General features: G+C 67.9%; 25 protein-coding genes. 16 read left to right on the top strand and 9 right to left on the bottom strand.

Annotation, left to right across the window (positions count from 1 at the left end):
• Positions 1-10 precede the first annotated feature (10 nt).
• The 3 genes from VG502_RS12520 to VG502_RS12510 are packed head-to-tail and all read right to left on the bottom strand — an operon-like array spanning position 11 to position 4,049.
• Entirely contained in the window at positions 11-1,663 is a 1,653-nt protein-coding gene (locus VG502_RS12520; RefSeq protein WP_325550396.1) for a phospholipase C, read from the bottom strand.
• A 38-nt stretch (positions 1,664-1,701) separates the two neighbouring features.
• Complete coding sequence (locus tag VG502_RS12515; RefSeq protein WP_325550395.1) at positions 1,702-2,919, bottom strand: Dyp-type peroxidase; 1,218 nt, start codon at positions 2,917-2,919, stop codon at positions 1,702-1,704.
• Positions 2,916-4,049 (bottom strand): EfeM/EfeO family lipoprotein, encoded by a 1,134-nt coding sequence (locus VG502_RS12510; RefSeq protein ID WP_325550394.1) that lies wholly within the window; start codon positions 4,047-4,049, stop codon positions 2,916-2,918. The genes VG502_RS12515 and VG502_RS12510 overlap by 4 nt, the downstream gene beginning before the upstream one ends.
• 279 nt (positions 4,050-4,328) lie before the next feature.
• On the opposite strand from VG502_RS12510, the gene VG502_RS12505 reads away from it, so the two are divergent.
• Together VG502_RS12505 and VG502_RS12500 are read left to right on the top strand one after the other, a co-directional pair.
• On the top strand, positions 4,329-6,104 hold the full coding sequence (locus VG502_RS12505; RefSeq protein ID WP_325550393.1) for a proline--tRNA ligase: 1,776 nt from the start codon (positions 4,329-4,331) through the stop codon (positions 6,102-6,104).
• Positions 6,101-6,805 (top strand): HAD family hydrolase, encoded by a 705-nt coding sequence (locus tag VG502_RS12500; RefSeq protein WP_325550392.1) that lies wholly within the window; start codon positions 6,101-6,103, stop codon positions 6,803-6,805. Before VG502_RS12505 ends, VG502_RS12500 begins: the two co-directional genes overlap by 4 nt.
• On the opposite strand, the gene VG502_RS12495 is transcribed toward VG502_RS12500, so the two are convergent.
• On the bottom strand, positions 6,761-7,294 hold the full coding sequence (locus VG502_RS12495; RefSeq protein ID WP_325550391.1) for a vitamin K epoxide reductase family protein: 534 nt from the start codon (positions 7,292-7,294) through the stop codon (positions 6,761-6,763). The two genes, VG502_RS12500 and VG502_RS12495, sit on opposite strands and share 45 nt — an antisense overlap.
• Entirely contained in the window at positions 7,291-8,148 is an 858-nt protein-coding gene (locus tag VG502_RS12490; RefSeq protein ID WP_325550390.1) for a DUF929 family protein, read from the bottom strand. Before VG502_RS12490 ends, VG502_RS12495 begins: the two co-directional genes overlap by 4 nt.
• Positions 8,149-8,237: 89 nt before the next feature.
• Here VG502_RS12490 and VG502_RS12485 point away from each other — a divergent pair, with 89 nt between their 5' ends.
• The gene (locus VG502_RS12485) at positions 8,238-8,750 is read left to right on the top strand and encodes a MauE/DoxX family redox-associated membrane protein (RefSeq protein ID WP_325550389.1); all 513 of its coding nucleotides are present in this window, start codon (positions 8,238-8,240) and stop codon (positions 8,748-8,750) included.
• A 118-nt stretch (positions 8,751-8,868) separates the two neighbouring features.
• A complete protein-coding gene (locus VG502_RS12480; RefSeq protein ID WP_325550388.1) occupies positions 8,869-9,636 on the top strand; it encodes a DsbA family protein in 768 nt (255 codons plus the stop codon).
• 47 nt (positions 9,637-9,683) lie between these two features.
• Here VG502_RS12480 and VG502_RS12475 read toward each other — a convergent pair whose 3' ends face one another.
• Together VG502_RS12475 and VG502_RS12470 are read right to left on the bottom strand one after the other, a co-directional pair.
• Positions 9,684-10,604 carry an aminoglycoside phosphotransferase family protein gene (locus tag VG502_RS12475; RefSeq protein WP_325550387.1) on the bottom strand — a complete coding sequence of 307 codons (921 nt, stop codon included), beginning with the start codon at positions 10,602-10,604 and terminating at the stop codon, positions 9,684-9,686.
• Entirely contained in the window at positions 10,601-11,518 is a 918-nt protein-coding gene (locus VG502_RS12470) for a DUF4439 domain-containing protein (RefSeq protein WP_325550386.1), read from the bottom strand. The genes VG502_RS12475 and VG502_RS12470 overlap by 4 nt, the downstream gene beginning before the upstream one ends.
• Positions 11,519-11,634: 116 nt before the next feature.
• Between VG502_RS12470 and VG502_RS12465 the strand changes: the two genes are divergently transcribed.
• From VG502_RS12465 to VG502_RS12430, 8 genes are all read left to right on the top strand, one after another.
• The gene (locus VG502_RS12465) at positions 11,635-13,278 is read left to right on the top strand and encodes a nitrite/sulfite reductase (RefSeq protein WP_325550385.1); all 1,644 of its coding nucleotides are present in this window, start codon (positions 11,635-11,637) and stop codon (positions 13,276-13,278) included.
• Complete coding sequence (locus VG502_RS12460) at positions 13,275-13,967, top strand: phosphoadenylyl-sulfate reductase (RefSeq protein WP_325550384.1); 693 nt, start codon at positions 13,275-13,277, stop codon at positions 13,965-13,967. The genes VG502_RS12465 and VG502_RS12460 overlap by 4 nt, the downstream gene beginning before the upstream one ends.
• On the top strand, positions 13,964-14,521 hold the full coding sequence (cysC, locus tag VG502_RS12455; protein ID WP_325550383.1) for an adenylyl-sulfate kinase: 558 nt from the start codon (positions 13,964-13,966) through the stop codon (positions 14,519-14,521). The genes VG502_RS12460 and cysC overlap by 4 nt, the downstream gene beginning before the upstream one ends.
• A 67-nt stretch (positions 14,522-14,588) precedes the next feature.
• Positions 14,589-15,503 carry a sulfate adenylyltransferase subunit CysD gene (gene cysD, locus VG502_RS12450; protein WP_325550382.1) on the top strand — a complete coding sequence of 305 codons (915 nt, stop codon included), beginning with the start codon at positions 14,589-14,591 and terminating at the stop codon, positions 15,501-15,503.
• Between the two features lie 2 nt (positions 15,504-15,505).
• Positions 15,506-16,801, top strand: a complete 1,296-nt coding sequence (locus VG502_RS12445; RefSeq protein ID WP_325550381.1) for a sulfate adenylyltransferase subunit 1 — start codon at positions 15,506-15,508, stop codon at positions 16,799-16,801.
• Positions 16,802-16,829: 28 nt separating this feature from the next.
• Complete coding sequence (locus VG502_RS12440; RefSeq protein WP_325550380.1) at positions 16,830-17,927, top strand: ABC transporter substrate-binding protein; 1,098 nt, start codon at positions 16,830-16,832, stop codon at positions 17,925-17,927.
• Entirely contained in the window at positions 17,924-18,715 is a 792-nt protein-coding gene (locus VG502_RS12435) for an ABC transporter ATP-binding protein (protein WP_325550379.1), read from the top strand. Before VG502_RS12440 ends, VG502_RS12435 begins: the two co-directional genes overlap by 4 nt.
• Positions 18,702-19,580, top strand: a complete 879-nt coding sequence (locus VG502_RS12430) for an ABC transporter permease (protein WP_325550378.1) — start codon at positions 18,702-18,704, stop codon at positions 19,578-19,580. The genes VG502_RS12435 and VG502_RS12430 overlap by 14 nt, the downstream gene beginning before the upstream one ends.
• A 4-nt stretch (positions 19,581-19,584) precedes the next feature.
• Here VG502_RS12430 and VG502_RS12425 read toward each other — a convergent pair whose 3' ends face one another.
• Together VG502_RS12425 and VG502_RS12420 are read right to left on the bottom strand one after the other, a co-directional pair.
• Positions 19,585-19,998: an SRPBCC family protein gene (locus tag VG502_RS12425; RefSeq protein WP_325550377.1), complete on the bottom strand. Its 414-nt coding sequence runs from the start codon at positions 19,996-19,998 to the stop codon at positions 19,585-19,587.
• Positions 19,998-20,312 (bottom strand): ArsR/SmtB family transcription factor, encoded by a 315-nt coding sequence (locus tag VG502_RS12420; RefSeq protein WP_325550376.1) that lies wholly within the window; start codon positions 20,310-20,312, stop codon positions 19,998-20,000. Before VG502_RS12420 ends, VG502_RS12425 begins: the two co-directional genes overlap by 1 nt.
• A 151-nt stretch (positions 20,313-20,463) precedes the next feature.
• On the opposite strand from VG502_RS12420, the gene rimP reads away from it, so the two are divergent.
• The 4 genes from rimP (at position 20,464) to infB (ending at position 25,451) form a co-directional block, all read left to right on the top strand.
• Positions 20,464-21,000 (top strand): ribosome maturation factor RimP, encoded by a 537-nt coding sequence (rimP, locus tag VG502_RS12415; protein WP_325550375.1) that lies wholly within the window; start codon positions 20,464-20,466, stop codon positions 20,998-21,000.
• Positions 21,000-22,010 carry a transcription termination factor NusA gene (nusA, locus tag VG502_RS12410; protein ID WP_325550374.1) on the top strand — a complete coding sequence of 337 codons (1,011 nt, stop codon included), beginning with the start codon at positions 21,000-21,002 and terminating at the stop codon, positions 22,008-22,010. Before rimP ends, nusA begins: the two co-directional genes overlap by 1 nt.
• Positions 21,991-22,377 (top strand): YlxR family protein, encoded by a 387-nt coding sequence (locus tag VG502_RS12405; RefSeq protein ID WP_325550373.1) that lies wholly within the window; start codon positions 21,991-21,993, stop codon positions 22,375-22,377. Before nusA ends, VG502_RS12405 begins: the two co-directional genes overlap by 20 nt.
• Positions 22,378-22,580: 203 nt before the next feature.
• The gene (infB, locus tag VG502_RS12400) at positions 22,581-25,451 is read left to right on the top strand and encodes a translation initiation factor IF-2 (protein ID WP_325550372.1); all 2,871 of its coding nucleotides are present in this window, start codon (positions 22,581-22,583) and stop codon (positions 25,449-25,451) included.
• The last annotated feature ends 46 nt before the right edge of the window (positions 25,452-25,497 follow it).

Below are 25,497 nucleotides of genomic sequence, written 5' to 3'. Positions count from 1 at the left end.
CGTCACTCGGTCAGGCCTTGTGCCCGCGACCCCTTGCCGGGGTGACGCTCGCGACCGAGCCGTCGTCCTTGAGCAGCACCGTCGGTGCCTTCGGTGTGCCGAAGTTCAGCAGTGACGAGAACGACTTCGCACGCGCGTCGAACGACGCGTTGCCCAACTGCGGCAGTTTCCAGTTGTGCTCGACGAACTTGATCACCGATGCCTGCTCCAGCGGCTGGTGATCCACCGAGTTCACCTTCGAGTACGGCGAGATCACCAGGAACGGCAGCCGCGGCCCGGGACCGCACCGGTCGTCCTGCGGACCCTCGCTCGTGACCGGCTCCTTGACGCTGGTGCACATCGGTTCGTTCAAGGACGCGTCCTTCGCGCCGGTCCGGATCTTGGCCACCTGGTGGTCGTACCAGCCGTCCGAATCGTCATACGTGACAACGATCGCGGTGCTCTTCCACTCCGGCGACTGCTGGATCGCGTTGATCTCCTTGACCAGGAAGTCCTGCTCATCGATCGGGTCGGAGTAGCCGGCGTGGCCGTCCTGGTAGGACGGCGCCTTCAGGAACGACACCGCAGGCATGTTGCCGTCCGTGAGCGACTTGTTGAACATGCTCAGGTCGTACTGGTGGTTGGCCTGGCCATCGTGGCCGACCTCGGCGAGCGACTTCGGCGGTAGGTGGTGCGGGTTCGACGTGGACTTGTAGTAGGCGAACGGGTTGTGGTGCGGGCTGTAGTCCACCGAGGTGCCGCCACCGATGTTGGCGTGCGAGGTCGTGCACTGCGCGTAGGTGCCGTCCCCGGCATACGGAGTGTTCGGGGTGAAGCCACCCTGGAACCAGCCCCACGAGACGCCCGCCGAGCTGAGCTCGTCGCCGATGTTCTTGCCCTCCATGGCGCCGAGGTTGTTGCTCGACGTGTGGTTCTTGCCGGAGCAGTCGTCGTATGCCGGATCCGGGTCATTGGTCATCGTCCCGACGCCATCGGCGTTCGGCGTCGACACGACATAGCTGTCCGAGGTGCGCTTGCCGGTCTTGGGATCCACCGCATGAATGCCCCAGGTGTTGCCGGAGATGAGGTTGACCGCACCCGGTGACGACGGTCCGTAGTTGGAGCCGTACATGTTGTCGCTCATGGCGTAGTGCTGGGCGTAGTTCCACATGCCCGTGACGGTGTTGCCGTCGAAGTAGCCCATCGCCAGTCCCGGCGCGCCGAACTCGCCGGTGCAGGTGTCGACGCTGGTGTTCTCGATCACCTTGTCGTTCTTGCCGCCGTTGGCCGCCTTCTGCTCCGGCAGGTAGGCGTGGTTCTGGTCGCAGGTGACCGCCTGGCTCGGGGACAGCCGGAACGGCTTGTAGAGATTGGGGTTCGAGCGGATCAGGCCGGCGTTCTGCTCCGTGTTGGCACGCGGTGTATGACGGGCCGCGGTGAACTTCGTGCCGTCGGTGTTCGCGGCGTTCGGGTACGTCCCGAAGTAGTGGTCGAACGAGACGTTCTCGTCGAAGAGCACGACGACGTGCTTGATCGGCGTCGTGGTGCTGGTGACCGATGAATGGGACTGTGGCTGCGGCGGGGTCGCGGCATGGGCGGTCGACTGCAGGGCGGCCGTGGTGCCCGCCGCAAGGATCACCGCACCCGCCGACGCAGCGGCGAGCAATGCAGGTTTCTTGTGCACGATCTCTTCCTTCCAGGGTTCTGTGGTGCGGGGCGCGACTACGTCAGCAGGGCGCTGCCGTAGAAGTCTGTGGAGTCGCGCACTCCGGGGAGTGCGAAGAAGTAGCCGCCGCCGACCGGCGTGATGTAGTCGACGAGCGGTTCGTCGGCGAGCCGCTTCTGCACCGCCACGAACTGGCGGTCGAGGTCGGCGTTGAATGCTCCGAACATCAGCCCCATGTCGAGATTGCCGACCGAGTCGACGCCCGCGTCATACGAGTAGGAGCGCCGCAGGAACTGCGACGCGGCGGTCGCCGGCGTGCGTGGGTTCGCCAGCCGGATGTGACTGTCCAGTGGCACGGCGCTGCCGTTCGGGTCGTTGCGGTAGTCCGGCAAGGAGTTCTCGGCGCCCCCGCTCAGCGGTGCACCGGAGTCCTTGCGCCGGCCGAAGATCCGCTCCTGCTCGGACGTGGCGACCCGGTCCCAGAACTCGACGAGCATCCGGATGCGGCGCATCACGTAGTAGCTGCCGCCGGCTGCCCACGCGGGCTCGCCGGCACCGGCCCAGACGTGTGCGCCCATCTGCTTGTCATCCGAGGCGTTGGGTCCGGCGATGCCGTCCTTGAAGCCGAGCAGATTGCGCGGGTGGCCGGTCGGCCGTGGTGCGGAGGTGAATCCGTCCTGTTTCCAACGGATCTGCATCGATCCGCGGGTGGCGCGACATACCTCGCGCAGCGCGTTGGTGACGACGTCACGGTCGTGACCCTGCAGGGTGAGCAGCAGGTCGCCGCCGCACCAGGCCGGATCGAGCTGGTCGTTCGCGAAGGTGTCCATCGCGCGCAGCCGCCGCGGTCGGGCCGCCGCCAGGCCGAACCGGTCCGTGAAGACGCCGGCGCCGAGGGCGACCACCGACTCCAGCGCACGGGCGGGCGCACTCGGGCCGAGGATCCCGGTGCCGGCGGTGTCGCTGATGCCGGGGGAGTGGGTGGGTCCGCCGGCTGTGAGCGACCGGATCGTGGCGGTGAGGGTCCGCAACAGGGTTCGCAACCCGGAGCGATCGGTGATCGTCAGGTCGAACGCGACGATCGTCGCGGCCGGCAGCGGGTCGCCGAGGATGCCGCTCTGGTGAGTTCCGTGGAAGGGCCGCAGGGCACGTCGCCCCGCATCGTCCGGCCGGCTCGCCTCGGCCAGTGCCGGTCCCGCAGTGGCTGCGACGACACCCGCACCACCGGTGAGGACTCCGGCGCGCAGCATGGTGCGGCGGTTGGGCTGCTTCATCGGGTGACTCTCGGCTCGAGCATGGTCGGGATCGGGGTGAGCAGTTCGGCGAGCTGCGCGATGTCCGCGTCGACCAGGCGGTGGCCGGCATCTGCGGTGCCACCGGGCGGGGTGACCCGCCAGTCGTGCTGGGCACGAATGTCCTTGCGGGCCTTGGCGATCCAGGAGTTGACCGTCGGCAGCTGCGGGTAGCGGGTCGACAGCAACGGGTGCAGCACCTTCAGCAACTCGCAGGTCCCGTCGAGTTGAGCGAGCGCATCGGACAACTCGACGTGCGCGCCGTAGTCGCTCCGCCCGGTCAGCGTCTGCTGCAACGTGTCCTCGGTGATCTCGTGCGTGCGGTTGACGACATCGAGCGGCTCGAACTGCGTGGATTCCAAGTCCTTGTCGAGCGATCCGAGGTCCTTCTGCAGCCGGTCGCCGAGCGTCGCGAGCGAGACCGGTGACTGCCCGTGCCACAGGCCGTACTCAATGCGCAGCAGCCCCGTCCAGTGCGGGTCGTGCACACCCTTGGCGAAGGGGTGGGCGTCGCCCGCGATGGCAGCGCCCCGGTCGCCGAACGCGCCATACGCCCCGCCCATGGTGTTCCAGGTGCGGTTCGCGGTCTTCCAGGCCGCTCGGGCTGTGCCGCGGTCACCGGACCGCAGTGCCGCCGACAGCGACTTCGCCTGACCCCGCAGCAGCTTCAGCCGGCCCTTGACCCAGCCCTGATAGGCGATCACGTGGGGCGCGAGATCCGCTGACGTGACCGGGCGCACCCCGCGCACGCCGGATGCGTCGCCGGTGACCGAGACCTTCGGGCCCTTGACCGGAGTGCCGTCATTCACCGAGCAGACCAAGTGGTAACTGCCGGCGGAGAGCTCCGTGCGTAGGACGGCCGTCGCTCCGGGTGCGAGGGGGTCGATCTCGCCATACAACCTCCCGGACGAGTCGGCGAGGTAGGCCTCGGCGGCGTTGACGTCGGTGTTGTGCACGCGCACCTGGACCGGGCCGGACGAGGCGTGGGTCCAGCCGGTGCCGCAATGGCTACGGGAAACCTGCGCCTCGGCCGCGGCGGGGGCGGCGGAGGTCGTGGATCCGGTCGGATCATCGGCCTGGCAGCCCGGCAGCGCGATCAGGGCGACGGTCATCGCGGCAAGCGGCCACATTCTCGGCGGCACTCTCTTCACATTAGCGCTCGTGATGTCACCGGATGAGCTTACGAACCGTTCGACTTCGAAGATGCTCTCGTTGAACGGAGTTCAGCTGCAGCGGGCCAATGTTCAAGCCCGCGTTGCCGAACACTCAGGGTGCTCCAAGGTTCCGTGGGCGGGGGAGGGCCAATGACGTTCGGCATCGCCGGGCGTGGCCGGATATCCTTCGGTGTCCACCGAAACCGTTACTCACGTCATCCCCTTGAAGGAGCCCTCGTGGCACTGCGTATGTCGACCCTGTTCCTGCGAACCCTGCGCGAGGACCCGGCCGATGCGGAGCTGCCGGGGCACAAGCTGCTGGTGCGTGCGGGCTACATCCGCCGCGTGGCGCCCGGCATCTACACCTGGCTGCCCCTCGGGATGCAGGTGCTCGGCAAGGTCGAGGCCATCATCCGCGAGGAGATGCAGCGCATCGGCAGCCAGGAAGTGAAGTTCCCTGCCCTCCTGCCGCGCGAGCCCTACGAGGCGACCAACCGCTGGACCGAGTATGGCGACAACCTCTTCCGGCTCAAGGACCGCAAGGACGCGGACATGCTCCTCGGCCCGACCCACGAGGAGATGTTCTGCCTCACCGTCAAGGACATGTACTCGTCCTACAAGGATTTGCCGCTCGCGCTGTTCCAGGTCCAGAACAAGTACCGCGACGAGGCTCGCCCGCGGGCCGGCATCCTGCGCGGTCGCGAGTTCATCATGAAGGACTCCTACTCCTTCGACGTCGACCAGGCCGGGCTGCAGAAGGCGTATGACGCACACCGCGAGGCCTACATCCGCATCTTCGAGCGGTTCGGTTTCGAATACGTCATCGTCAAGGCCGACTCCGGCGCGATGGGCGGCTCCGCCTCCGAGGAGTTCCTCGCGGTCAGCCCGTACGGCGAGGACACCTTCGTGCGCGATGACAGCGGGTATGCCGCCAACGTCGAGGCCGTCGAGGTGCCGCAGGCGCCCGAGGTCGAGGTGACCGCCGGTCCCGCGCACGTCGAGCCGACGCCCGATACACCCACCATCGCGACGCTGGTGACGGCGCTCAACAAGGACCACCCGCGCACCGACGGCCGCGAGTGGACCGCCGCCGACTCGCTGAAGAACGTCCTCGTCATGCTCGTGCACCCCGACGGCACCCGCGAGCCGCTCGCCATCGGTCTGCCCGGCGACCGCGAGGTCGACGCCAAGCGTCTCGAGGTCAAGGTCGCCCCCGCCGAGGTCGAGGCCTTCGAGGAGAAGGACTTCGCGGCATACCCGATGCTCGCCAAGGGCTACATCGGTCCGGGCGTTCTCGGCGAGGAGAAGGCCAGCAAGATTCGCTACCTCCTCGACCCCTCCGTGGCCATCGGCTCGGCGTGGGTGACCGGTGCGGATGAGCACGGCCACCACGTGATCGATCTGGTGCACGGCCGCGACTTCACCGCCGACGGCACCATCCAGGCCGCCGAGATCCGCGAGGGCGACGCCTCACCGACGGGCCACGGCACGCTGAAGCTGGCGCGTGGCATCGAGATGGGCCACATCTTCCAGCTCGGCACGAAGTATGCCGAGGCGCTCGGCCTGAAGGTGCTCGACGAGAACGGCAAGCTGGTGACCGTCACGATGGGCTCGTACGGCGTGGGCGTGACCCGCGCGGTCGGCGCCATCGCCGAGGACAACCTGGACGACATCGGCCTGATCTGGCCGCGCAACGTCGCTCCGGCGGACGTGCACGTCGTCGCCACCGGCAAGGACGAGGCGGTTTTCGTCAAGGCCGAGGAGATCGTTCGTGAGCTCGAGGCCGCCGGGGTCGAGGTGCTGTTCGACGACCGCCGCAAGGTCTCGCCCGGTGTGAAGTTCAAGGACTCCGAACTCATCGGCGTGCCAACGATTCTCGTCGTCGGCAAGGGCCTGGCTGACGGCAAGGTCGAGCTCAAGGACCGGCGTTCCGGGGACCGTCGAGAGATCGCCGTGGACGATGTGGTTTCCGAGGTCACCACCGAGATCGCCGAGCCCGCGCCCTCGCTGTGAGCTCCGTCGAAGCCGTCATCTTCGACTGGGGCGGCACGCTGACTCCGTGGCACGACATCGATTTCGAGGCGGAGGCGATGTCGTATGCCGCGGCGTACGGCGATCCCGACCTCTCGGCGCGACTGCGCGAGGCGACCGCGGTCGCGTGGGCGCGTGCGCGGTCCGAGCACAGCAGCGCGCGGATCGAGGAGATCCTTGTCGAGGCCGGTGCCGACGTGCACGGCGAGGCGCATCTGACGGCGCTCGCGGCGTACCGCACCTTCTGGGAGCCGCACACCGCGACCGATCCGCAGGTGCGACAGCTTTGGGAAGGCTTGCGCGACAGCGGTATTCGCGTCGGCGTGCTGTCCAACACGATCTGGGACCGCGACTATCACCGGGGGCTCTTCGAGCGCGACGGTGTGCTCGACCTGATCGACGGCGACGTCTACTCCAGCGAGATCCCGTGGGTGAAGCCGCATCACGAGGCGTTCCTCGCTGCTGCTGACGCCGTCCGGGCCGACCCGGCGAAGTGCGTCTACGTCGGAGACCGGCTCTTCGAGGACGTCCACGGCCCGCAGCAGGTCGGCATGCGGGCCATCTGGATCCCGCATTCGGTGCTCCCACAGGAGCAGATCGTGCAGACCGACGCCAGCCCGGATGCGGTCGCCCACGAGCTACTCGACGTGCTCCGCGTGGTCCGCGACTGGGTCGCCGCCTGAGCCGTCGGTCAGGACCGGCACCCGCAGGATCTGGCCGACGAGCAGGACGAAGAAGAGCACGAACGTGATGACGTGCACCCCGGTGCACCACAGGCAGATCGCGTGGATCTCCACCAGCTCCGCCCACAGCAGGTAGAACACCATCAGGAGGCCGACGCCGGCCGCGCCGACCCGGACGGTGTCCAGCGGTGCCGTCGTACGCCGCCATACAGCCGGCAGGCAGAGCACCGTCATGGCGACGAAGAAGAGCAGGCCGAGCAATGCGACCGGCACACCGGCGATCGAGGACCACTGGCTGGTGGTGACCTTGGCACAGTCGACCGCGCCGCTGTCCGAGCACGCGAGCGAGGTGGACCCGCTGTAGTGCTCGAAGGTCAGGTATGCCGAGTCCGCCAACCCGACGACGCTCAGCACCAGCGTGGCCGGCGCCAGCCAGCGCGGGTGACGCAACACCAGGCCTGTCATCCCGCCGGTCTTCGGGCCGGTCATCGCCTCAGGGCACCCGCCCGCGCAACTCCGATCGAGGTGCACACCGACGCCGGCTCGCCCTTCGTCAACTGACACAGTTGACTGGCGATGACGTTCGCCGCGCCCAGGATCCCTTGTGCCTCAGTGGATTTCGGGTCCTTCAGCTTGGCCGCGACGGAGTTGCCGGACTTGTTCGACATGAACTGCGCGCCCTGGAACGTCGCTCCGGAAGCGGTGGAGTAGTTGCCGTAGTCGACGAACGGGATCGAGCCCTGCTGGTCGTACTTGGCGATCAGGGCCTGCGCCTCCTTGCTCGGCGTCTGCAGGGCATTCCCGTCGCGGTCCTGGGTCTCGAACGACGTGAAGGTGAGGTACTTGCTCGTGTACTTCGACTTCAGGTACGACATGGTCGGGATGTTCGGTGGGTTGTCGTTCTGGGTCGACACGGCCGTCGTGAGTCCGCTGAACGTGCCGAAGCGCGACAGCGCCGCCGTCAGGGCCCAGCGCTCCATGCCGCAGAACGGGCAGAACTCCGCGCCGATGTAGAGCACCTCGGGCTTGCCGTTCTTCGTCAACGGCTTGCCGCCATTCACCGCGGTGGGTCCGGTGGTCGCCGAGCCGGCGCCGACCGCGTCATACGTCGAGGCAGGGATGTGCTGCACGGTCTTGAGGTATGCCGCGTCGGAGGCGGCCGAGACTGCCTTCTTGTTGTCCGAGTCGGCGTTGCTGCGTCCCACGAAGTAGAAGACCGCGACGATCGCGAGCACCACGACGACAGCGCCCGAGGTGAGTGCGAGCAGCTTCTTCTGGCGGGCGGCCCGTGCCTGCTGGGCTTGGAGGGCAGCGAGTTTCTCGCGGCCGGTGGATGTCGACATGGTGGTGTACGGACCTTTCCGAGGACTTGTGAGCATGCGTCGCCCCTGATGACGCAGCGCCGACAGATTAGTCGTTTACTCTGTCCCGCGTGGCAGACCAGACACAGTCGGTGTCCTCCGGCGCGACCCTGACGACCAAGTGGCACCAGCATCCCGCGATGGAGTGGATCGGTGTCGCCGCCCGGTTGATCCTCGGCGTGACCTATCTGGTCGCCGGCGTCCTCAAGGCGCGCGACCTGGAGTCGACCAGGATGGACACCCGCGCGTTCCGGATCCTGTCCTACGACCTGGCGAACATCTGGGGCACCTTCATGCCCTTCCTGGAGATCATCCTTGGCCTGCTGCTCATCGTCGGACTGATGACCCGCATGACTGCCATTCTCGGCGGGTTGCTGATGATCGCGTTCATCATCGGCATCAGCTCGGTGTGGGCGCGCGGCATCGTCATACAGTGCGGTTGCTTCGGCAGCAACGGCAAGCTGCCGACCATGGCGGCATACAAGTGGGACATCCTGCGCGACGTCGGACTGTTGCTCTGTGCCGCCTGGCTGGTGATCTGGCCGCGCACCAAGCTGAGCGTCGACCGGGCCCTGTGGGGCTGATCACTCGCCGAGATGCCTCCGGCCACATCGAACTCCTTCGCGGCGGTGCTCGTTGCCATGACGACGAAACGTCTGTCCGCGCAAATAGTTGCAATTTCAAATAAGTTAAGGTGACTCCATGCCCCGCCCTGATGCATCGCAAAAGCTTGCCGCCACCAAGCCGAAGGACGGCCCGTCCAAGGGCCTGATCGGCGGCATCATCGCGGCCATCCTCGTCGTGGCTGTGGTCGTGGCGGTGTTCGTGACCCAGGCGAACAAGAGCGATGGTTCGGTCGCCGGCGCGGCCGTTCCGACGGGCGGTACCAAGGGCGGTCATGGCCTGCGCGCCTATCCGGACGTGAAGCTGAAGGCGAATGCGCCGACGGTCGACCTCTACGAGGACTTCCAGTGCCCGATCTGCAACGACCTCGAGAAGGCCAATGGTGAGCAGATCCTGCAGGATGCGAAGTCGGGCAAGATCAAGCTCGTCTGGCACCTGATGACGTTCCTCGAGCAGAACATGCAGAACGCTCCGGCGTCGACGATCGCGGCGAACGGTCTCTACTGTGCCGCCGACGCCGGCAAGGCTGCCGAGTACCACAAGGCGAACTTCGCCGGCCAGCCCGCCAAGGAGGGCACCGGTTACACGGTCGCCAACATCAAGAAGTTCGGCAAGGAGGCCGGCATCACGGGCGCCGCGCTGACGAAGTTCAACTCGTGTGTCGACAAGGGCACCTACAAGAAGTACGTCAAGGCGACCGCCGACCAGGCGGGCAAGGACGGCGTCACCGGGACTCCCACCGTCAAGATCAACGGCAAGGAGATCAAGAACAGCTCCGCCGACTACAGCTCGCTGCTGCAGACCAAGGGCGCCTGGGACAAGGTCCTGGCCAAGATGACGAAGTAACACCGGACGCAGAACGGCGGCCGCACCCATGGGGGTGCGGCCGCCGTTCAGTCCGTCATCGTCTTCGCGGCGGCGATCCAGCGCGACAGCTCAGCCTGACCGGGTTGCGGATCCTCGGCCTCCCAGATCGCGTTGGTCACCAGGCGCACGAAGCTCCACGCCATCGCGCGCTCCTCGTCGAGGCCGGCGGCGTCGCAGACGAGTCCGAGTCGCAGCCGCAGGTGGGAGCGCAGGTTGTATGCCGCCGTCGCCTCGTCCCAGCGATTCCACAGGACCGGCGCGACCGCGAAGGCCCACTCGCCGGACAGCGGCTTCGGGTCGATGGCCAGCCATGGCTCACGGTCGGCGGCGAGGACGTTCTGGAAGTGCAGGTCCTGGTGGATCAGCCGACCGTCGCAGTCGTCCCGCAGGTCGGTCATCAGGCTTGCCGCCTGCTCGGTGAGGCGCCGTGGTACGAGTGGAGAACCGTTGCGGCACAACGGGATCCAGCGTTCGATCTCGGCACTCAGGCGGGTGAACTGCGGTGTCGCCGACCGGTCCAGGCGACGCATCAGGCCGCCGATGATCTCGCACGCTTCGAGGAGTCCGGGCTCGTCGAGGTTGCGGTCGTGCACCAGGGGCTCCAGCAGCATCGCCCACCGGGCCGGGTCGGCCGCGAGGAGACGCACCGCTCCCTGGCCGGCCCAGGCCTGCAGTGCGAGGTGTTCCAGCCGTGCCTCCTCGTGTGGCCACGTCACCTTGAGGACGACCGGTTCCTCGCCACGATGGCACGGTATGACGAGGGCGCACACGCCGTGCCAGACCGGGCCGTCGGCGACCAGCTCCCACTCGGCGGCGAGCTCGGCGATCAGCGCCGGCAGCCGGGCCAGCCAGTCGTCACCGCTGACCGACGGCTCGGCGCGGCGTCCGTGCACGATCTCCCGGAACGCGGCCGGAACAGCTGGTGCGAAGTGGGCGAGATCGGTCATGCCAGGCCGGGGAAGGGCGCCGGTGCCGCGCCCCACCGCCACAGCTGAGCGGTGCTGTCCGCCCAGAGCGTCGTCAGGCCGATGAACGCACCCTGGTCGCCGCGGGTCGCCGTGACCTGGCCCGCGCACGCGGTGATGAGATCGGTCAGCACGCGCTGAGCCAGCTTCTGCCGGGCGTCATCGGTCGTCGGGTTGACCGGCAGCGTGAAGCCGTCGGGGGAGGGCGGCACGTCCTTGCCGAGCGATGCCTCCCACGTCGCACGGGTGGCGTGCAGCATGGTGACCGTCGCCTCTGCGCGCTTGCGAGCATCCAACGGTGTCTTGGCGATGATCACCTCCAATGCGTAGGCGGCAGCGCGCAGCGACGGCAGGATCGCTTCCACGACAGCGGTTTTCGGCACCGAGCCGCCGGCGGGCTCGACATACTCACCCAGCACATGGGCCGCGGCGTTCTGCGTCACGGCGATGGCTGCCGCCATCGGGAGGTTGCGCTCGGTGACGTCGGTGAGGGAGCCGATCCGGCGGGCGTTGATGCGCTCGGCGCTCTTGTAATCGACGAGGTCGCCACTCGCGCCGGACGAGCTGTAGTGGTAGCTCGGCACTTTCATACCCTGGGTCGACATCACCGCGGTGAGTCGCTTCGCCTGGGCGAGGTGCATCGTCCCGAGCTTGCCGGCCCAGAGGTCGGCAGCGGGAGCACTTGCGGCTGCGGTGGCTGTCTTCCGCAGCGCGAAGAAGAGTTGTTCGAGCGGCTTCTGGTCCGGCGGTGGCCCCTGCTTCTTGATGCCGGGGATGTGAGGTGCATCACTTTCCAGCCGGATGCCGCAACCGCTGAGACCGGCGACCGAGCCGGCGAGAGCTGCGGCCAGGACCGCGCGGCGGCGCACCATGGCGCGCTGTTCGGCGATCGGCATGCTGGCATCCTCGCACGCACAAAGGGGCGTCGACGGCGCGCCTCGGATGTCAAGGGTTGTGCCACCCCTTGAACATCATTTGACGTTTGGTGTTCCCAAATGGAACGTTATACGACGTGGCGACCAAGACGAACGGACAGTGGGCGCTCGGTGAGCATGAACCGCTGAACCATAACGAGGAATTCAAGCGCGAGGACGACAGTCTCAACGTGCGGGCACGGATCGAGGAGACGTACTCCAAGGAGGGCTTCGCGTCGATCCCTGCTGACGACCTGCGTGGGCGCATGCGCTGGTGGGGCCTCTACACCCAGCGACGGGACGGCATCCCCGGTGGCCAGACCGCGACGCTGTCGCCGGAGGAGCTCGAGGCGCCGTACTTCATGATGCGGGTCCGCATCGACGGCGGACAGCTCACCACCGAGCAGCTGCGCGTCATCGCCGGCATCTCCCAGGAGTTCGCGCGCAACACGGCCGACATCACCGACCGCGCCAACGTGCAGTTCCACTGGATCGAGGTCGAGAACGTCCCCGAGATCTGGCGCCGCCTCGAGGCCGTCGGACTGGAGACGACCGAGGCATGCGGCGACTGCACCCGGGTGGTCATGGGTTCGCCGGTCGCCGGACTCAGCGTCGACGAGGTGCTGGACGTCTCGCCCGCCATCGCCGAGATCAACCGGCAGTATGTCGGTGACCCCGACCTGTCGAACCTGCCGCGCAAGTTCAAGACGTCGATCGCCTGGCTGCCCGACGCGGCACCGGAGATCAACGACGTGTCGTTCGTCGGTGTCGAGCACCCGGAGCTCGGGCCGGGCTTCGACCTGCACGTCGGGGGAGGGTTGTCGACCAACCCCTTCCTGGCCGAGCGCCTCGGTGTCTTCGTCACGCTCGACCAGCTGCCGGACGTCTGGGTCGCGGTCGTGAAGGTGTTCCGCGACTACGGCTACCGGCGCTCGCGGAACCGGGCGCGGATGAAGTTCCTGGTCGCCGACTGGGGCACGGCGAAGTTCCGTGAGGTTCTGGAGACCGAGTACCTCAAGTCGGCGCTGCCCGACGGCCCCGCGGCCCCGGTGCCGACGCGCACCATGGACCACGTCGGCATCCACGAGCAGCGCGGTGGCGGCAAGTATGTCGGCTTCACCGCTGTTGCCGGACGGGTCAGCGGCACGACGCTGGAGTCGGTCGCGGATGCGGCCGAAACGGCCGGTTCCCGGCGGGTGCGGCTGACGCCGTACCAGAAGCTGATCGTCGCCGACGTCCGCGACGAGTCGGTCGACGAGCTCGTCAAGACGCTGGAACCGCTTGGCCTCAATGCCAATCCGACGCCGTGGCGGCGCACGATCATGTCGTGCACCGGCGTCGAGTACTGCAAGCTCGCGATCGTCGAGACCAAGGAACGTGCGCACTCGCTGCTCCCGGAGCTCGAGAAGCGGCTGGCCGACATCGATCCCGAGCACCCGATCTCGGTGCACCTCAACGGTTGCGCCAACTCCTGCGCTCGGGTCCAGGTCGCGGACATCGGTCTCAAGGGGCAGATCGTCACCGACGCGGATGGCAACCGGGTCGAGGGCTTCCAGGTGCATCTCGGTGGTCGTCTCGGCCAGAAGGCCGACTTCGGCCGGAAGCTGCGCGGTCACAAGGTGACCTCGGCGGAGCTCGGCGACTACATCGAGCGCGTCGCCCGCAACTTCGTCGCGGGCCGTGCCGACGGTGAGAGCTTCTCGGACTGGGCGGTACGCGCCGATGAAGAGGTACTCCGATGACCTTGACCGACACGCAGTTGCGCGAGCTGGCCGCCGAAGGAGCTGCGAAGCTTGCCGATGCATCGGCAGCCGACGTGCTCCGGTGGGCGGTGGATTCGGGGCTGCGCCTGGCGGTCGCCGGGTCGATGCAGGACACCGTGCTGGTGCATCTGGCGAGCACGGTGCTGCCCGGTGTCGACGTGCTCTTCCTGGACACCGGTTACCACTTCGCGGAGACGCTGCAGACGCGCGACCGTGTCGCTGCGTCATACAGGGTGCACCTGCGGACGATCACGCCACGACAGACCGTCGCCGAGCAGGACGCCGATCACGGCGTTGCTCTGCACGAGCGCGACCCCGATCTGTGCTGCGCACTGCGCAAGACGCAGCCGCTGGACGAGGTTCTCGACGAATACGACGCGTGGGCAACGGGATTGCGTCGCGTGGAGTCCGAGTCGCGCAGCAACACAGCGGTCGTGTCGTTCGACGAGCGCCGGGACAAGATCAAGCTCGCCCCGCTGGCCGCATGGACCGACGAGGAAGTCGCCGCCTATATCGAGAAGCACGGCCTGATCAGCAATCCGCTGCTGGCACAGGGCTATCCGTCGATCGGCTGCGGACCCTGCACCCGTCGGGTGGCAGCGGGAGCCGATGCCCGGTCCGGGCGCTGGGCAGGAACCGACAAGACAGAATGCGGGATTCACCTGTGACGACACACCAACTGACCGGCCGGGGCGGCACCGTCTGGCTCACCGGACTGTCCGGCGCCGGCAAGAGCACCATCGCCGAGGCACTGGCTGCCGAGCTGACCGATCGCGGGCACCGGGTGCAGATCCTCGACGGCGACGAGTTGCGCACGAATCTGTCCGCCGGACTCGGTTTCTCCCGCGAGGATCGCAACACCCATGTGACGCGGGTGGGCTTCGTCGCGGAGTTGCTGGCCCGGCACGGCGTGGTCGCCCTCGTACCCGTGATCGCACCGTATGCCGATGCGCGTGACGCCGTGCGACGTCACCACGAGGAGCACGGAACCCCGTACCACGAGGTGTATGTCGCCACCCCGTTGCAGGAGTGCCAGCGCCGCGACGTGAAGGGGCTCTACGCGAAGGCCGCCGCGGGCGAGTTGGCCGGCATGACCGGAGTCGACGATCCCTACGAGCCGCCGCGGCAGCCCGACCTGACCATCGACACCGAGCACGTGGATCTTGCCGACGCGGTGACCGTCATCGGCACCCTGCTCACCGAGCTGAAGGAGACCGCATGAGCGAGCGAAGCGAGCGACAAGTGGGTAGCGGGTCAGATGCCGGTACCCGAGGAACGAGGGGGCCGGCATGACCACCACCACGTTGTCGGCGACCGACGTGTCGCTGCGTGAGCTGGAGGCCGAGTCGATCGAGATCATCCGTGAGGTGATCGCCGAATTCGACCGTCCCGCACTGCTGTTCAGCGGTGGCAAGGACTCCGCGGTGCTGCTGCACCTCGCTCGCAAGGCGATCCGCCCCGCGCCGCTGCCGATCACTTTGCTGCACGTCGACACCGGGCACAACCTGCCCGAGGTCCTGGAGTTCCGTGACCGGGTCGTCGCCGAAGGAGGTCACCGGCTGGTGGTCGCCGAGGTCGAGAAGTGGCTGGCCGACGGCCGACTCACCGAGCGCCCCGACGGCACCCGCAACCCACTGCAGACCGTCCCGCTGCTGGACACGATCGCCGAGCAGAAGTTCGACGCGCTGCTCGGCGGCGCGCGCCGCGACGAGGACCGTGCGCGTGCGAAGGAGCGGATCTTCTCCGTGCGCGACGCATTCGGCGGATGGGACCCGCGCAAGCAGCGTCCGGAGCTGTGGCGGATCTACAACGGCCGCCACGCGCCGGGGGAGAACACCCGCGTCTTCCCGATCTCCAACTGGACCGAGCTGGATGTCTGGCGCTACATCGAGGCCGAGAACGTCGAGTTGCCCAGCATCTACTACGCCCACCAGCGTGACGTGTTCAAGCGCGACGGCATGTGGCTCACACCCGGGCCGTGGGGTGGACCGCGAGGCGCGGAAACGTTGGAAAGCCTCAGTGTTCGTTACCGCACGGTGGGTGACGGTTCCTGCACCGGCGCAGTCGTCAGCACTGCGACGACGGTGGGTGAAGTGATCGAGGAGATCGCGGTCAGCACACTCACCGAACGGGGCGCTACCCGAGCCGACGACCGCTTGTCCGAGGCCGCCATGGAAGACCGCAAGCGGGAAGGCTACTTCTAAACATGACTCTCGAGACCACGACGACCGAGACCCCACTGACCGATCGCGACCAGCTGCGCCTGGTCATCGCCGGGTCCGTCGACGACGGGAAGTCGACCCTCGTCGGCCGGCTGCTGCACGACACCAAGTCGATCCTGGCCGACCAGTTCGAGGCGACCCTGCACGCGAGTCAGGGACGCGGGGCGACCGAGTTCGACCTGGCGCTGCTGACCGACGGCCTACGGGCCGAGCGCGAGCAGGGCATCACGATCGACGTCGCCTACCGCTACTTCGCGACGCCCCGACGGAACTTCGTGCTCGCGGACACCCCCGGGCACGTCCAGTACACGCGCAACACCGTGACCGGTGCCTCGACCGCCGAGGCGGCGGTGGTGCTGGTGGATGTCCGCAACGGCGTCTCACCCCAGACCCGGCGGCATGCCGCCGTCCTGTCGCTGCTGCGCGTCCCACAGGTCGTTTTCGCGATCAACAAGATGGACGCCGTCGACTGGTCCGAGGACCGCTTCGCGGCCGTCGCCGACGAGGTGCGTGCACTGGCCGAACGCGTCGGTCTGGAGGCCACGCACATCATCCCGGTGAGTGCGCTGACCGGCGAGAACGTCGCCGGGCCCGGACCGGACTGGTATGCCGGGCTGCCGCTGCTCGAGGTATTGGAACAGCTGCCGGCTCGCAGCACGTCCGCCAGCGAACCCTTCCGGTTGCCAGTGCAATTGGTGATCCGGCCGCGTACGCCCGAGCACCCGGACTACCGGGGCCTTGCGGGACGTGTCGCATCCGGCAGCGTGCGCGTCGGTGACACCGTCACGGCATACCCCAGCGGGCGCAGTTCGACGGTCCTCGCGATCGACGGCGCCACGGGGGAGGTGCCGCAGGCCGCTGCCGGCGATGCGGTCACGATCCGGCTCGCCGACGAACTCGATGTCGGCCGTGGCGAGGTACTGGCCACTGAACCGGTCCGGGTCACCCAGGAGCTCGACGCGGTCGTCACCTGGCTCGACGAACGCCCGGCGGCCCCGCGCCAACGGGTTCTGGTCAAGGTCGGCACCAAGACGACGCGCGCGCTGCTGGCGGCACCGCATGCCGTCTGGCACGTCGACGACCTGGAGTGGCAGGACAGCTCAGCACCACTGGAACTCAACGACATCGGTCGTCTCCGGTTCCAGCTCGCCGAACCGGTCGCGGTGGATGACTACGCACAACTGCGTGCCACGGGCGCCTTCGTGGTGATCGACCCGGACACCGGCGCGACTCTCGCAGCCGGACTCACCGGGTCCGATCTTGGCGCACTGGCAAGCTGAATCCCCTTCAATCACAAGGATTTCTGTCATGAAACCCACCCGCAAGGTGAGTGTGCTCACCGTGCCTGTCATCGCTGCGCTCGCGATCGCGTCGCTCAGCGGCTGCTCCCGAAGAGCGGACGCCGCGGACAACCCGGCTGCGAGCAGTGGCGGCGGCACTCCGGCCAGCCAGTTGCGTCTGGGCTACTTCCCGAACGTCACGCACGCGGTGCCCGTGCTGGGCGTGGCCGACGGTGAGTTCGCCAAGGAACTCGGTAAGACGAAGTTGTCGACGCAGACGTTCAACGCCGGGCCGGCAGCGACCGAAGCACTGCTCTCCGGCTCGATCGACGCGGTCTACCTCGGACCGAGTCCCGCGATCAATGCGTTCGCCAGGACGGGTGGGCAGGATGTGCGGCTCGTCGCCGGCGGCGCGTCGGGCGGCGCTGCGCTCGTGGTGAAGCCGTCGATCAAGTCGGTGTCACAGCTCGCCGGAAAGACCCTGGCGACACCGCAATTGGCCAATACTCAGGACGTTGCGCTGAAGTATTTCCTCAAGCAGGAGGGCTTCACCGCCAACGGCAAGGGCGCGAAGAACGTCAACGTCATCGCGCAGGACAACTCCCAGAGCCTGCAACTCTTCCGTGAGGGGCGCATCGATGGTGCGTGGCTGCCGGAGCCGTGGGCGACCAGGCTGGTGAAGCAGGGCGGCGGCAGGGTCCTCGTCGATGAGAAGAGCCGCTGGCCCCACGGGCAGTTCGTCACCACGAATCTCCTGGTCTCGACGAAGTTCCTCGCGGAGCACCCGCAGACCGTCCGTGCGCTGATCACCGGTCAGATCAAGACCGCACAGCGGATCACCAAGGATCCGGCCGGCTCGGCGAAGGAGATCGACGCCGCTCTCACCAAGCTCAACGGCAAGGCGTTGCCGGCCGGAGTGACCGCGGCCGCGCTGAAGAACCTCACACCCGGCTGGAACCCGTATGCCGCGTCGCTGAGCGGGTCCGCGCGCCACGCGGAGTCCATCGGACTGCTGAAGAAGACCGATCTCAAGGGCATCTACGACCTGTCGATCCTCAACAGCGTCCTGAAGTCGCAGGGTTTGAAGCAGGTTTCGGATGCGGGCCTGGGGCAGGAGTCGAAATGACCAGCACACTGATCGCCGACCGTCCGGACGTCGCCGAGTCCTCGCAGGCCCGGGTCGAGATCCGCGGGGTCCGCAAGGAGTTCCGGCAGCGGGAGACCGTGGTCACCGCGCTGGACGGTGTCGACCTGAGCGTCGCGCCCGGCGAGTTCGTGACGGTGATCGGTGCATCCGGTTGTGGCAAGTCCACCCTCCTCCAGCTCATCGCGGGCCTGGACAAGCCGACGTCCGGCACCATCCGGACCACCGAACGTCCGGCCCTGATGTTCCAGGAGTCGGCGCTGTTCCCGTGGCTGACCGCGCGCGGCAACATCGAACTCGCGCTCAAGCTGGGCAGGACCCCGGCCCGTGAGCGCGCCGACCGCACGCAGGAACTGCTCGATCTGGTGCGCCTCGGCAGTGCCGGCGACCGGCGGGTGCACGAACTGTCCGGTGGACAACGACAGCGGATCGCGTTGGCACGCAGTCTCGCTCAGGGTTCGCGCCTGCTGCTGATGGACGAGCCGTTCGCCGCGCTGGACGCGATCACCCGCGACGTGCTGCACGAAGAACTGAGTCAGCTCTGGCAGGAGACCGACTTGAGCGTCGTGTTCGTGACGCACAACGTCCGCGAGGCCGTGCGGCTCGGACAGCGGGTCGTGCTGCTGTCCTCACGACCGGGCCGGGTGCTGCGCACCTGGAACGTCGACCTGCCGAACACGCGCTCGCTCGAGGACCGCTCGGTGATGGAGCTTGCCGCCGAGATCACCTCCTCGCTTCGAACGGAGATCAGTCGACATGCCGGTGCGTGAGGACGAGCGGGCGACGGACGACTTCGCCCGGATCAGCGATGGGCTCGACGCGCTGGAGGAGAAGCGCCCGCAGCGTCGACGCGTCGACAAGGTCGCGATCATCGCCCCGATCGTCGTGGTCGTGGCATTCATCGCGATCTGGCAGGCGGTCTGGGCCTCGGCGATCAAGCCGGAGTACGTCATACCGTCGCCGTCCACGGTCGGTAGCGAACTCTGGCGGATGATCACCGACGGCAGCGCCTGGGATGCGACGTGGACGAGTCTGCGTCGTGGCGTCTTCGGGTTCGTGATCGCGTTGGTGATCGGCACCCTGCTGGGCCTCGTGGTCAGTCAGGTGTCGTTCCTGCGCAAGGGTTTCCGGCCCATCCTCGCCGCGCTGCAGTCGATGCCGTCGGTGGCGTGGGTGCCGTTCGCAGTGCTGCTGCTCGGGCTCAACCCGTCGGCGCTCTACATGGTGATCCTGCTCGGTGCCGTGCCGTCGATCGCGAACGGCCTGATCGGTGGTCTCGACCAGACGCCGCCGATCCTGCGCCGGGCGGGCACGGTCCTCGGCGCGCACGGACTCTCGCTCGTGCGTCACGTCCTGGTGCCGGCCGCCCTGCCGACCTACCTGACCGGCCTCAAGCAGGGCTGGGCCTTTTCGTGGCGCTCGCTGATGGCGGCGGAGCTGATCGTGAACAGCCCGAAGCTCGGCATCGGACTCGGTCAGGTGATGGAGAACGGGCGCGCCATCAGCGACATGCCCACCGTCATCGCCGCGATGATCCTGATCCTGATCGTCGGGATCGTGGTGGAGCTCGGTGTGTTCGCGCCCATCGAGCGGAAGGTCCTGCGCGACCGCGGGCTCGCACCCACCGGCATCTGATCACTCACCCCTTCAGCAGGGCGAGGCGGTCCAGCACGTCGCCCCAGCCCTGTCGCAGGCCGTCCCCGGAGTCACCGAGCTGGTTGACCTGGTGCGTGACGGTGACCGACGTGCCGTCCCCGTCGGGCCGCAACTCCACCTGCACCCGATCCGGGACCTCCTGCGTGTCGCCACCGATCCAGTACCAGGTCATCTCCAGGCGAAGCGGTGCGTTCACGACGGTGAACTCGCCGCGCACGCCGAAGCCCGCCGCCTTCGACTCGAAGAGATAGTGCCCGCCCACGTGCGGATCGATCTCGTATGTCGTGTCCGGCAACTGCGGCCACCACCACGTCGCGAGGCCCTCCCGGGTGGTCCAGGCACGCCATACGACATCGGGCGCGACGGCAACATGGCGGCGCAACGAGAACTCGGGCATCACTTCTCCAGACTGTTGGCCAACGAATCGAGCTGATCGGTCCAGAACGACTGCAAGCGCAGCAGATAATCCGCTGCGGCGTCCGTGGAGCCGGGGACGGCCGAACACCATACGGTGCGCCCGACCTTCGCCCGGCGCAGCAGGCCGGCATCCTCCAGCACCTGCAGGTGCTTGCGGATGCCGGTCAGTGTGATCGGACCACAGGCCGCCTGCAGCTGTGAGGTCGATCGGGGAGCCCGGCAGCACTCCGTCACCACGCGCATCCGCGTGGGGTGACCGAGCGCCGCGAAGACGGCTGCCGTTTGCTGAACCATATGGTTCACTGTTGCGGACGACTGCCGGGATGACAACCCCCTGGCGGAGACGGATTCCGGCCGGGCAAGCGCGTGTCGCACGCGGCCGGGACGCCGGTCGCCGCCCTGTAGGCTGGGCACTCCACTCGAGAACAGCAGGAGCGCGTCAGTGATGAGCGAGAACCAATCCGCCCGGACGGAACGCATCTCCGCAGACCTCGCCGAGGTGCTCGCCCCGCTGGATCTCGTTGTCGAGGACATCAGTGTCATGCCCGCCGGCAAGCGCCGGCTCGTGCGCGTGCTGGTCGATCGGGATGTCCCCGCGGACAGCGATCCGACTGCCGCCATACCTCCGCTGGATCTGGATCAGGTCGCCGCGGCAACGCGCGTGGTCAGTGACCGGCTCGATGAGACCGACGCCATGGGGGAGCAGCCCTACGTCCTCGAGGTGAGTTCGCCCGGCACCGACCGTCCGCTGGCGCTGCCGCGGCATTTCCGGCGCAACATCGGCCGGCTGATCGAGCTCAGCGTGCCCGGGCAGGAGCCCGTGACCGGCCGGATCACCCGCGCCGACGACACCGGATTCACCCTCGAAGTCACCGGCGCCAAGCAGACCAGTGAGCAGACCTATTCGTATGACGACGGCCTGCGCGGCTCCGTGCAGGTGGAGTTCAACCGCAGCAGCGACTCAGAAGGAGACGACCACTGATGGACATCGACATGGCCGCGTTGCGGGCGCTGGAGCGCGAGCGGGACATCCCGATGGACGTGATCGTCCCCGCCATCGAGCAGGCACTGCTGACGGCATACCACCGGGAGGACGGCACGTACCGCAACGCCCGCGTCGAGCTGGACCGCAAGTCCGGCCACGTCGTGGTGTGGGCACGTGAGGACGCTCCGGTCGACGACGAGGGCGTGCGCGGCGAACCGGGCCCGGAGTTCGACGACACGCCCACCGACTTCGGTCGAGTCGCAGCCGCCACCGCGCGCCAGGTCATCGTGCAACGCATGCGTGATGTCGAGGACGAGGCCATCCTCGGCGACTTCCGCGGCCGCGAGGGCGACGTCGTGGCCGGCGTCATCCAGCAGTCCAGCGACCCGCACGCAGTGCACGTCGACTTCGGCACCGTCGAGGGCCTGCTGCCGTCGGCGGAGCAGGTCCCCGGCGAGAGCTACGTCCACGGCGAGCGGTTGCGGGCGTATGTCGTGAGCGTCAAGCGCGGTCCGAAGGGCCCGCAGATCCTGCTCTCGCGCAAACACCCCAACCTGGTCCGCAAGCTGTTCGCGCTGGAGGTCCCGGAGATCGCCGACGGCACCGTCGAGATCTCCGCGCTGGCACGCGAGGCCGGCCACCGCAGCAAGATCGCGGTGCACGGCAAGCAGCCGGGGGTCAACGCCAAGGGTGCCTGCATCGGGCCGATGGGCTCGCGGGTGCGTGCGGTGATGACCGAGCTGCGCGGCGAGAAGATCGACATCGTCGACTTCTCGCAGGACCCGGCGGAGTTCATCGCGGCGGCGCTGTCGCCGTCACGTGTGGAGTCGGTCGACATCATCGACGACCGCGCACGATCGGCTCGGGTCGTGGTTCCGGACTTCCAGCTCAGCCTGGCGATCGGCAAGGAAGGGCAGAACGCCCGCCTCGCCGCCAAGCTCACCGGATGGCGGATCGACATCCGGCCGGACACCGACGTCGCCGGCGATGCCGGGACATCCGACTGACTGCGGTAGGCTGGTCATGAGCGGTCGGACGCGAGCCCGCCGCAACCCACCCATCATCCCCTCTCGGCACGCCGGGCTGCGGACTTGTGTGGGGTGCCGGACTCGCGACGAACGATCAGTATTGCTGCGGGTGGTCGCACTCGTCGGGAATGACGCGACGCAACACCGTGTTCAGCGTGATGTTGAACGTGACGTTGCGGTGCTCGTCCCTGATGAGCGGGGCCGGTTGCCGGGCCGAGGGGCCTGGCTGCACCCCCGGTTGGACTGTCTGGAGAAGGCGGTCCAACGGCGAGCTTTTCCCCGCGCGTTGCGGATCACCCAGGAGGTGGACCCGACGCAGGTCCGGGAGTGGATCGCTGGGCGATGATGCCCGTCATACAGACCGGTATGACGAGTGAACTGTGACACGCGGACGGTGACGTCCGTGCTGGCAACAACAACCGAAGGCGGGTTTTGACGCTGATGAGCACCCGATGAGTACTCAGCGATGAAGCACCCAAACTGGCGGTTCGTGCTGCCCGGCTGACTTGGCCGGCCAACCTGGACCGCCGCAATCCGACAAGGAGAAGTGTGGCTAAGGTTCGGGTTCACGAGCTCGCGAAAGAGCTCGGAATGCCAAGCAAGGATCTGCTGTCCTACCTGAAGGAGCAGGGAGAGTTCGTCAAGACGGCGAGTTCGACCATCGAGGCCCCGGTAGTTCGCAAGATCAAGGAAAATCCTCCCGCCGGCGCCAGCGCCGGCAATGGAGCGAAGGCGGCTCCGGCGAAGAAGGCGACCCCCAAGCCGCCGACGACCGAGAAGTCGACTTCCACGACCACGACTGCGGCCCCGTCGGCGCCCGCGCCCAAGGCTGCGCCGCAGCCTGGCCCGAAGCCCGGCCCCAAGGCCGCACCCCAGCCGACCCCGGCAGCAGAAGCACCGAAGGCACCGGCACCGGCTCCGGCCGCACCGAAGCCGGCGGCTGAGAAGCCCGCTGCTGCTGCGCCGAAGTCGGCACCGGCAACTCCCGCTGCCCCGGCGGCCCGCAACGCGGCTCCGCGTCCGGCGGCCCCCGGCCCGCGCCCCGAGCGCCAGCAGGGTTCGCCGCGTTCCGGCGGCGGTCGTGGCGGTGCACCGCGCCCGGGTGCTCCGCGTCCGGGCAACAACCCGTTCTCGTCGAACCAGGGCATGCGCTCCGGTGGCAGCGGCGGCGGTCCGACACGCCCCGGTAACAACCCCTTCGCGCCCAGCCAGGGTATGCCGCGGCCGGCCTCCGGCCGTGGTGGTGCCGGCGGCGCGGGTGGCGCGGGCGGTCCCCGTCCGGGTGCTGCCCCTCGTCCGGGTGCACCGCGTCCGGCCGGTGCCGGCGCGGGTGCAGGTGGCCCGCGTCCGAACCCCGGCATGATGCCCGACCGCGCAGCGGTCCGGCCCGGTGAACGCCCGGCACGTGGCCGGGGTGGTCCCGGTGGTGGTGGCGGCGGTCCCGCCCGTGGTGGATTCGGCGGTCGCCCCGGCGGTCGCGGTCCGGCCCGCGGCGGCACTGCTGGTGCGTTCGGACGAGGCGGCGGAAAGGTCCGCGGCCGCAAGTCCAAGCGCGCGAAGCGCCAGGAGTTCGAGCAGATGCAGGCGCCGTCCGTCGGCGGTGTGACTGTTCCCCGCGGTGACGGCTCGACCGTCGTGCGGATGCGTCGCGGTGCGTCGCTGACGGACTTCGCCGATCGCATCGACGCCAACCCCGGCTCGCTGGTGACCGTGCTCATCCACCTCGGCGAGATGGCCACGGCCACTCAGTCGCTGGACGAGGACACGTTCGCGCTGCTCGGCTCGGAGTTGGGCTACGACATCCAGATCGTGTCGCCGGAGGAGGAGGAGAAGGAGCTCTTCGACTCCTTCAACATCGACCTCGAGGCCGTGGAGGACGAGGAGAACCTCAAGCCGCGTCCGCCGGTCGTGACCGTGATGGGTCACGTCGACCACGGTAAGACCCGCCTGCTGGACGCCGTCCGTCACGCGGATGTGCAGTCCGGTGAGGCAGGTGGCATCACCCAGCACATCGGTGCCTACCAGGTGCACGTCGAGCACGAGGGCCAGGACCGCGCGATCACCTTCATCGACACCCCCGGTCACGAGGCGTTCACCGCCATGCGTGCCCGTGGTGCGAAGGTCACCGACATCGCGATCCTGGTCGTCGCAGCCGACGACGGCGTCATGCCGCAGACGGTGGAGGCGCTCAACCACGCGCAGGCCGCCGACCTGCCGATCGTCGTCGCGGTCAACAAGATCGACGTCGACGGTGCCAACCCGGACAAGGTGCGCCAGCAGCTGACCGAGTACAACCTGATCGCCGAGGAGTATGGCGGCGACACGATGTTCGTCGAGGTCTCGGCCAAGCAGGGCCAGAACATCGACGGGCTGCTCGAGGCCGTGCTGTTGACCGCGGACGCCGCGCTCGACCTGCGCGCCAACCCCGACCGTGACGCCCAGGGTGTTGCGATCGAAGCCAACCTGGACCGCGGTCGCGGTTCGGTGGCGACGGTTCTGGTGCAGCAGGGCACGCTGCGGGTCGGTGACGGCATCGTCGCCGGCACGGCGCACGGACGTGTTCGCGCCATGCTCGACGAGCACGGCAACAACGTCTCCGAGGCAACGCCGTCCCGTCCGGTGCAGGTCACCGGTCTGGCATCGGTGCCGCGTGCGGGTGACACCTTCGTGGTGGCCCCGGACGACCGCACCGCCCGGCAGATCGCCGAGAAGCGTGAGGCTGCCGACCGGCAGGCCGCGCTGGCGAAGGTCCGCAAGCGGATCAGCCTGGAGGACCTCAACGAGCAGCTCGAGGCCGGCAAGATCGAGACCCTCAACCTCATCCTCAAGGGTGACGTGTCCGGTTCGGTCGAGGCGTTGGAAGACGCTTTGCTGCAGATCGACGTCGGCGACGGCGTGGACCTGCGGATCATCGACCGCGGCGTCGGTGCGATCACGATGAACAACATCAACCTTGCGGTCGCCTCGGAAGCGGTGATCATCGGCTTCAACGTTCGGGCCGAGGGTCAGAACGCCGAGTACGCCGACAAGGAAGGTGTCGAGATCCGCTACTACCCGGTGATCTACCAGGCCATCGAGGAGATCGAGCAGGCGCTGAAGGGCATGCTCAAGCCGGAGTACGAAGAGGTCGAGCTCGGCACCGCCGAGATCCGCGAGATCTTCCGCTCCAGCAAGTTCGGCAACATCGCCGGTTCGATCGTTCGGTCCGGCGAGATCAAGCGCGGCTCGAAGGCGCGGATCACCCGTAACGGCACGGTCGTGTCCGAGAATGTCGAGGTCGCCGGTCTGCGGCGCTTCAAGGATGACGTCACCGAGGTCCGTGAGGGCTTCGAGTGCGGTATCAACCTCGGCTCGTACAACGACCTGCAGTTGGGTGACCTCATCGCGACGTACGAGATGCGCGAGAAGCCGAGGGACTAACCACCTGGCCGAATGACGGCTTCTTCGACGAGTGACGGTGCAATCT

This window comes from Flexivirga sp. (assembly GCF_035551235.1).
Taxonomy (GTDB): Bacteria; Actinomycetota; Actinomycetes; order Actinomycetales; family Dermatophilaceae; genus Flexivirga.
Note: the sequence above shows the minus strand (reverse complement) of the source record. Positions and strands in the feature narration are given on the sequence as shown.

Coding starts and splice junctions, on each gene's coding strand:
- VG502_RS12475 (WP_325550387.1), bottom strand. CDS start 10,604: ATGACCGATCTCGCCCACTTCGCACCAGCTGTTCCGGCCGCGTTCCGG.
- nusA (WP_325550374.1), top strand. CDS start 21,000: ATGGACATCGACATGGCCGCGTTGCGGGCGCTGGAGCGCGAGCGGGAC.
- VG502_RS12470 (WP_325550386.1), bottom strand. CDS start 11,518: ATGCCGATCGCCGAACAGCGCGCCATGGTGCGCCGCCGCGCGGTCCTG.
- VG502_RS12480 (WP_325550388.1), top strand. CDS start 8,869: ATGCCCCGCCCTGATGCATCGCAAAAGCTTGCCGCCACCAAGCCGAAG.
- cysD (WP_325550382.1), top strand. CDS start 14,589: ATGACCACCACCACGTTGTCGGCGACCGACGTGTCGCTGCGTGAGCTG.
- VG502_RS12510 (WP_325550394.1), bottom strand. CDS start 4,049: ATGACCGTCGCCCTGATCGCGCTGCCGGGCTGCCAGGCCGATGATCCG.
- VG502_RS12420 (WP_325550376.1), bottom strand. CDS start 20,312: ATGGTTCAGCAAACGGCAGCCGTCTTCGCGGCGCTCGGTCACCCCACG.
- VG502_RS12515 (WP_325550395.1), bottom strand. CDS start 2,919: ATGAAGCAGCCCAACCGCCGCACCATGCTGCGCGCCGGAGTCCTCACC.
- rimP (WP_325550375.1), top strand. CDS start 20,464: ATGAGCGAGAACCAATCCGCCCGGACGGAACGCATCTCCGCAGACCTC.
- VG502_RS12490 (WP_325550390.1), bottom strand. CDS start 8,148: ATGTCGACATCCACCGGCCGCGAGAAACTCGCTGCCCTCCAAGCCCAG.
- VG502_RS12430 (WP_325550378.1), top strand. CDS start 18,702: ATGCCGGTGCGTGAGGACGAGCGGGCGACGGACGACTTCGCCCGGATC.
- VG502_RS12440 (WP_325550380.1), top strand. CDS start 16,830: ATGAAACCCACCCGCAAGGTGAGTGTGCTCACCGTGCCTGTCATCGCT.
- VG502_RS12460 (WP_325550384.1), top strand. CDS start 13,275: ATGACCTTGACCGACACGCAGTTGCGCGAGCTGGCCGCCGAAGGAGCT.
- VG502_RS12495 (WP_325550391.1), bottom strand. CDS start 7,294: ATGACCGGCCCGAAGACCGGCGGGATGACAGGCCTGGTGTTGCGTCAC.
- VG502_RS12425 (WP_325550377.1), bottom strand. CDS start 19,998: ATGCCCGAGTTCTCGTTGCGCCGCCATGTTGCCGTCGCGCCCGATGTC.
- VG502_RS12405 (WP_325550373.1), top strand. CDS start 21,991: ATGCCGGGACATCCGACTGACTGCGGTAGGCTGGTCATGAGCGGTCGG.
- VG502_RS12445 (WP_325550381.1), top strand. CDS start 15,506: ATGACTCTCGAGACCACGACGACCGAGACCCCACTGACCGATCGCGAC.
- VG502_RS12435 (WP_325550379.1), top strand. CDS start 17,924: ATGACCAGCACACTGATCGCCGACCGTCCGGACGTCGCCGAGTCCTCG.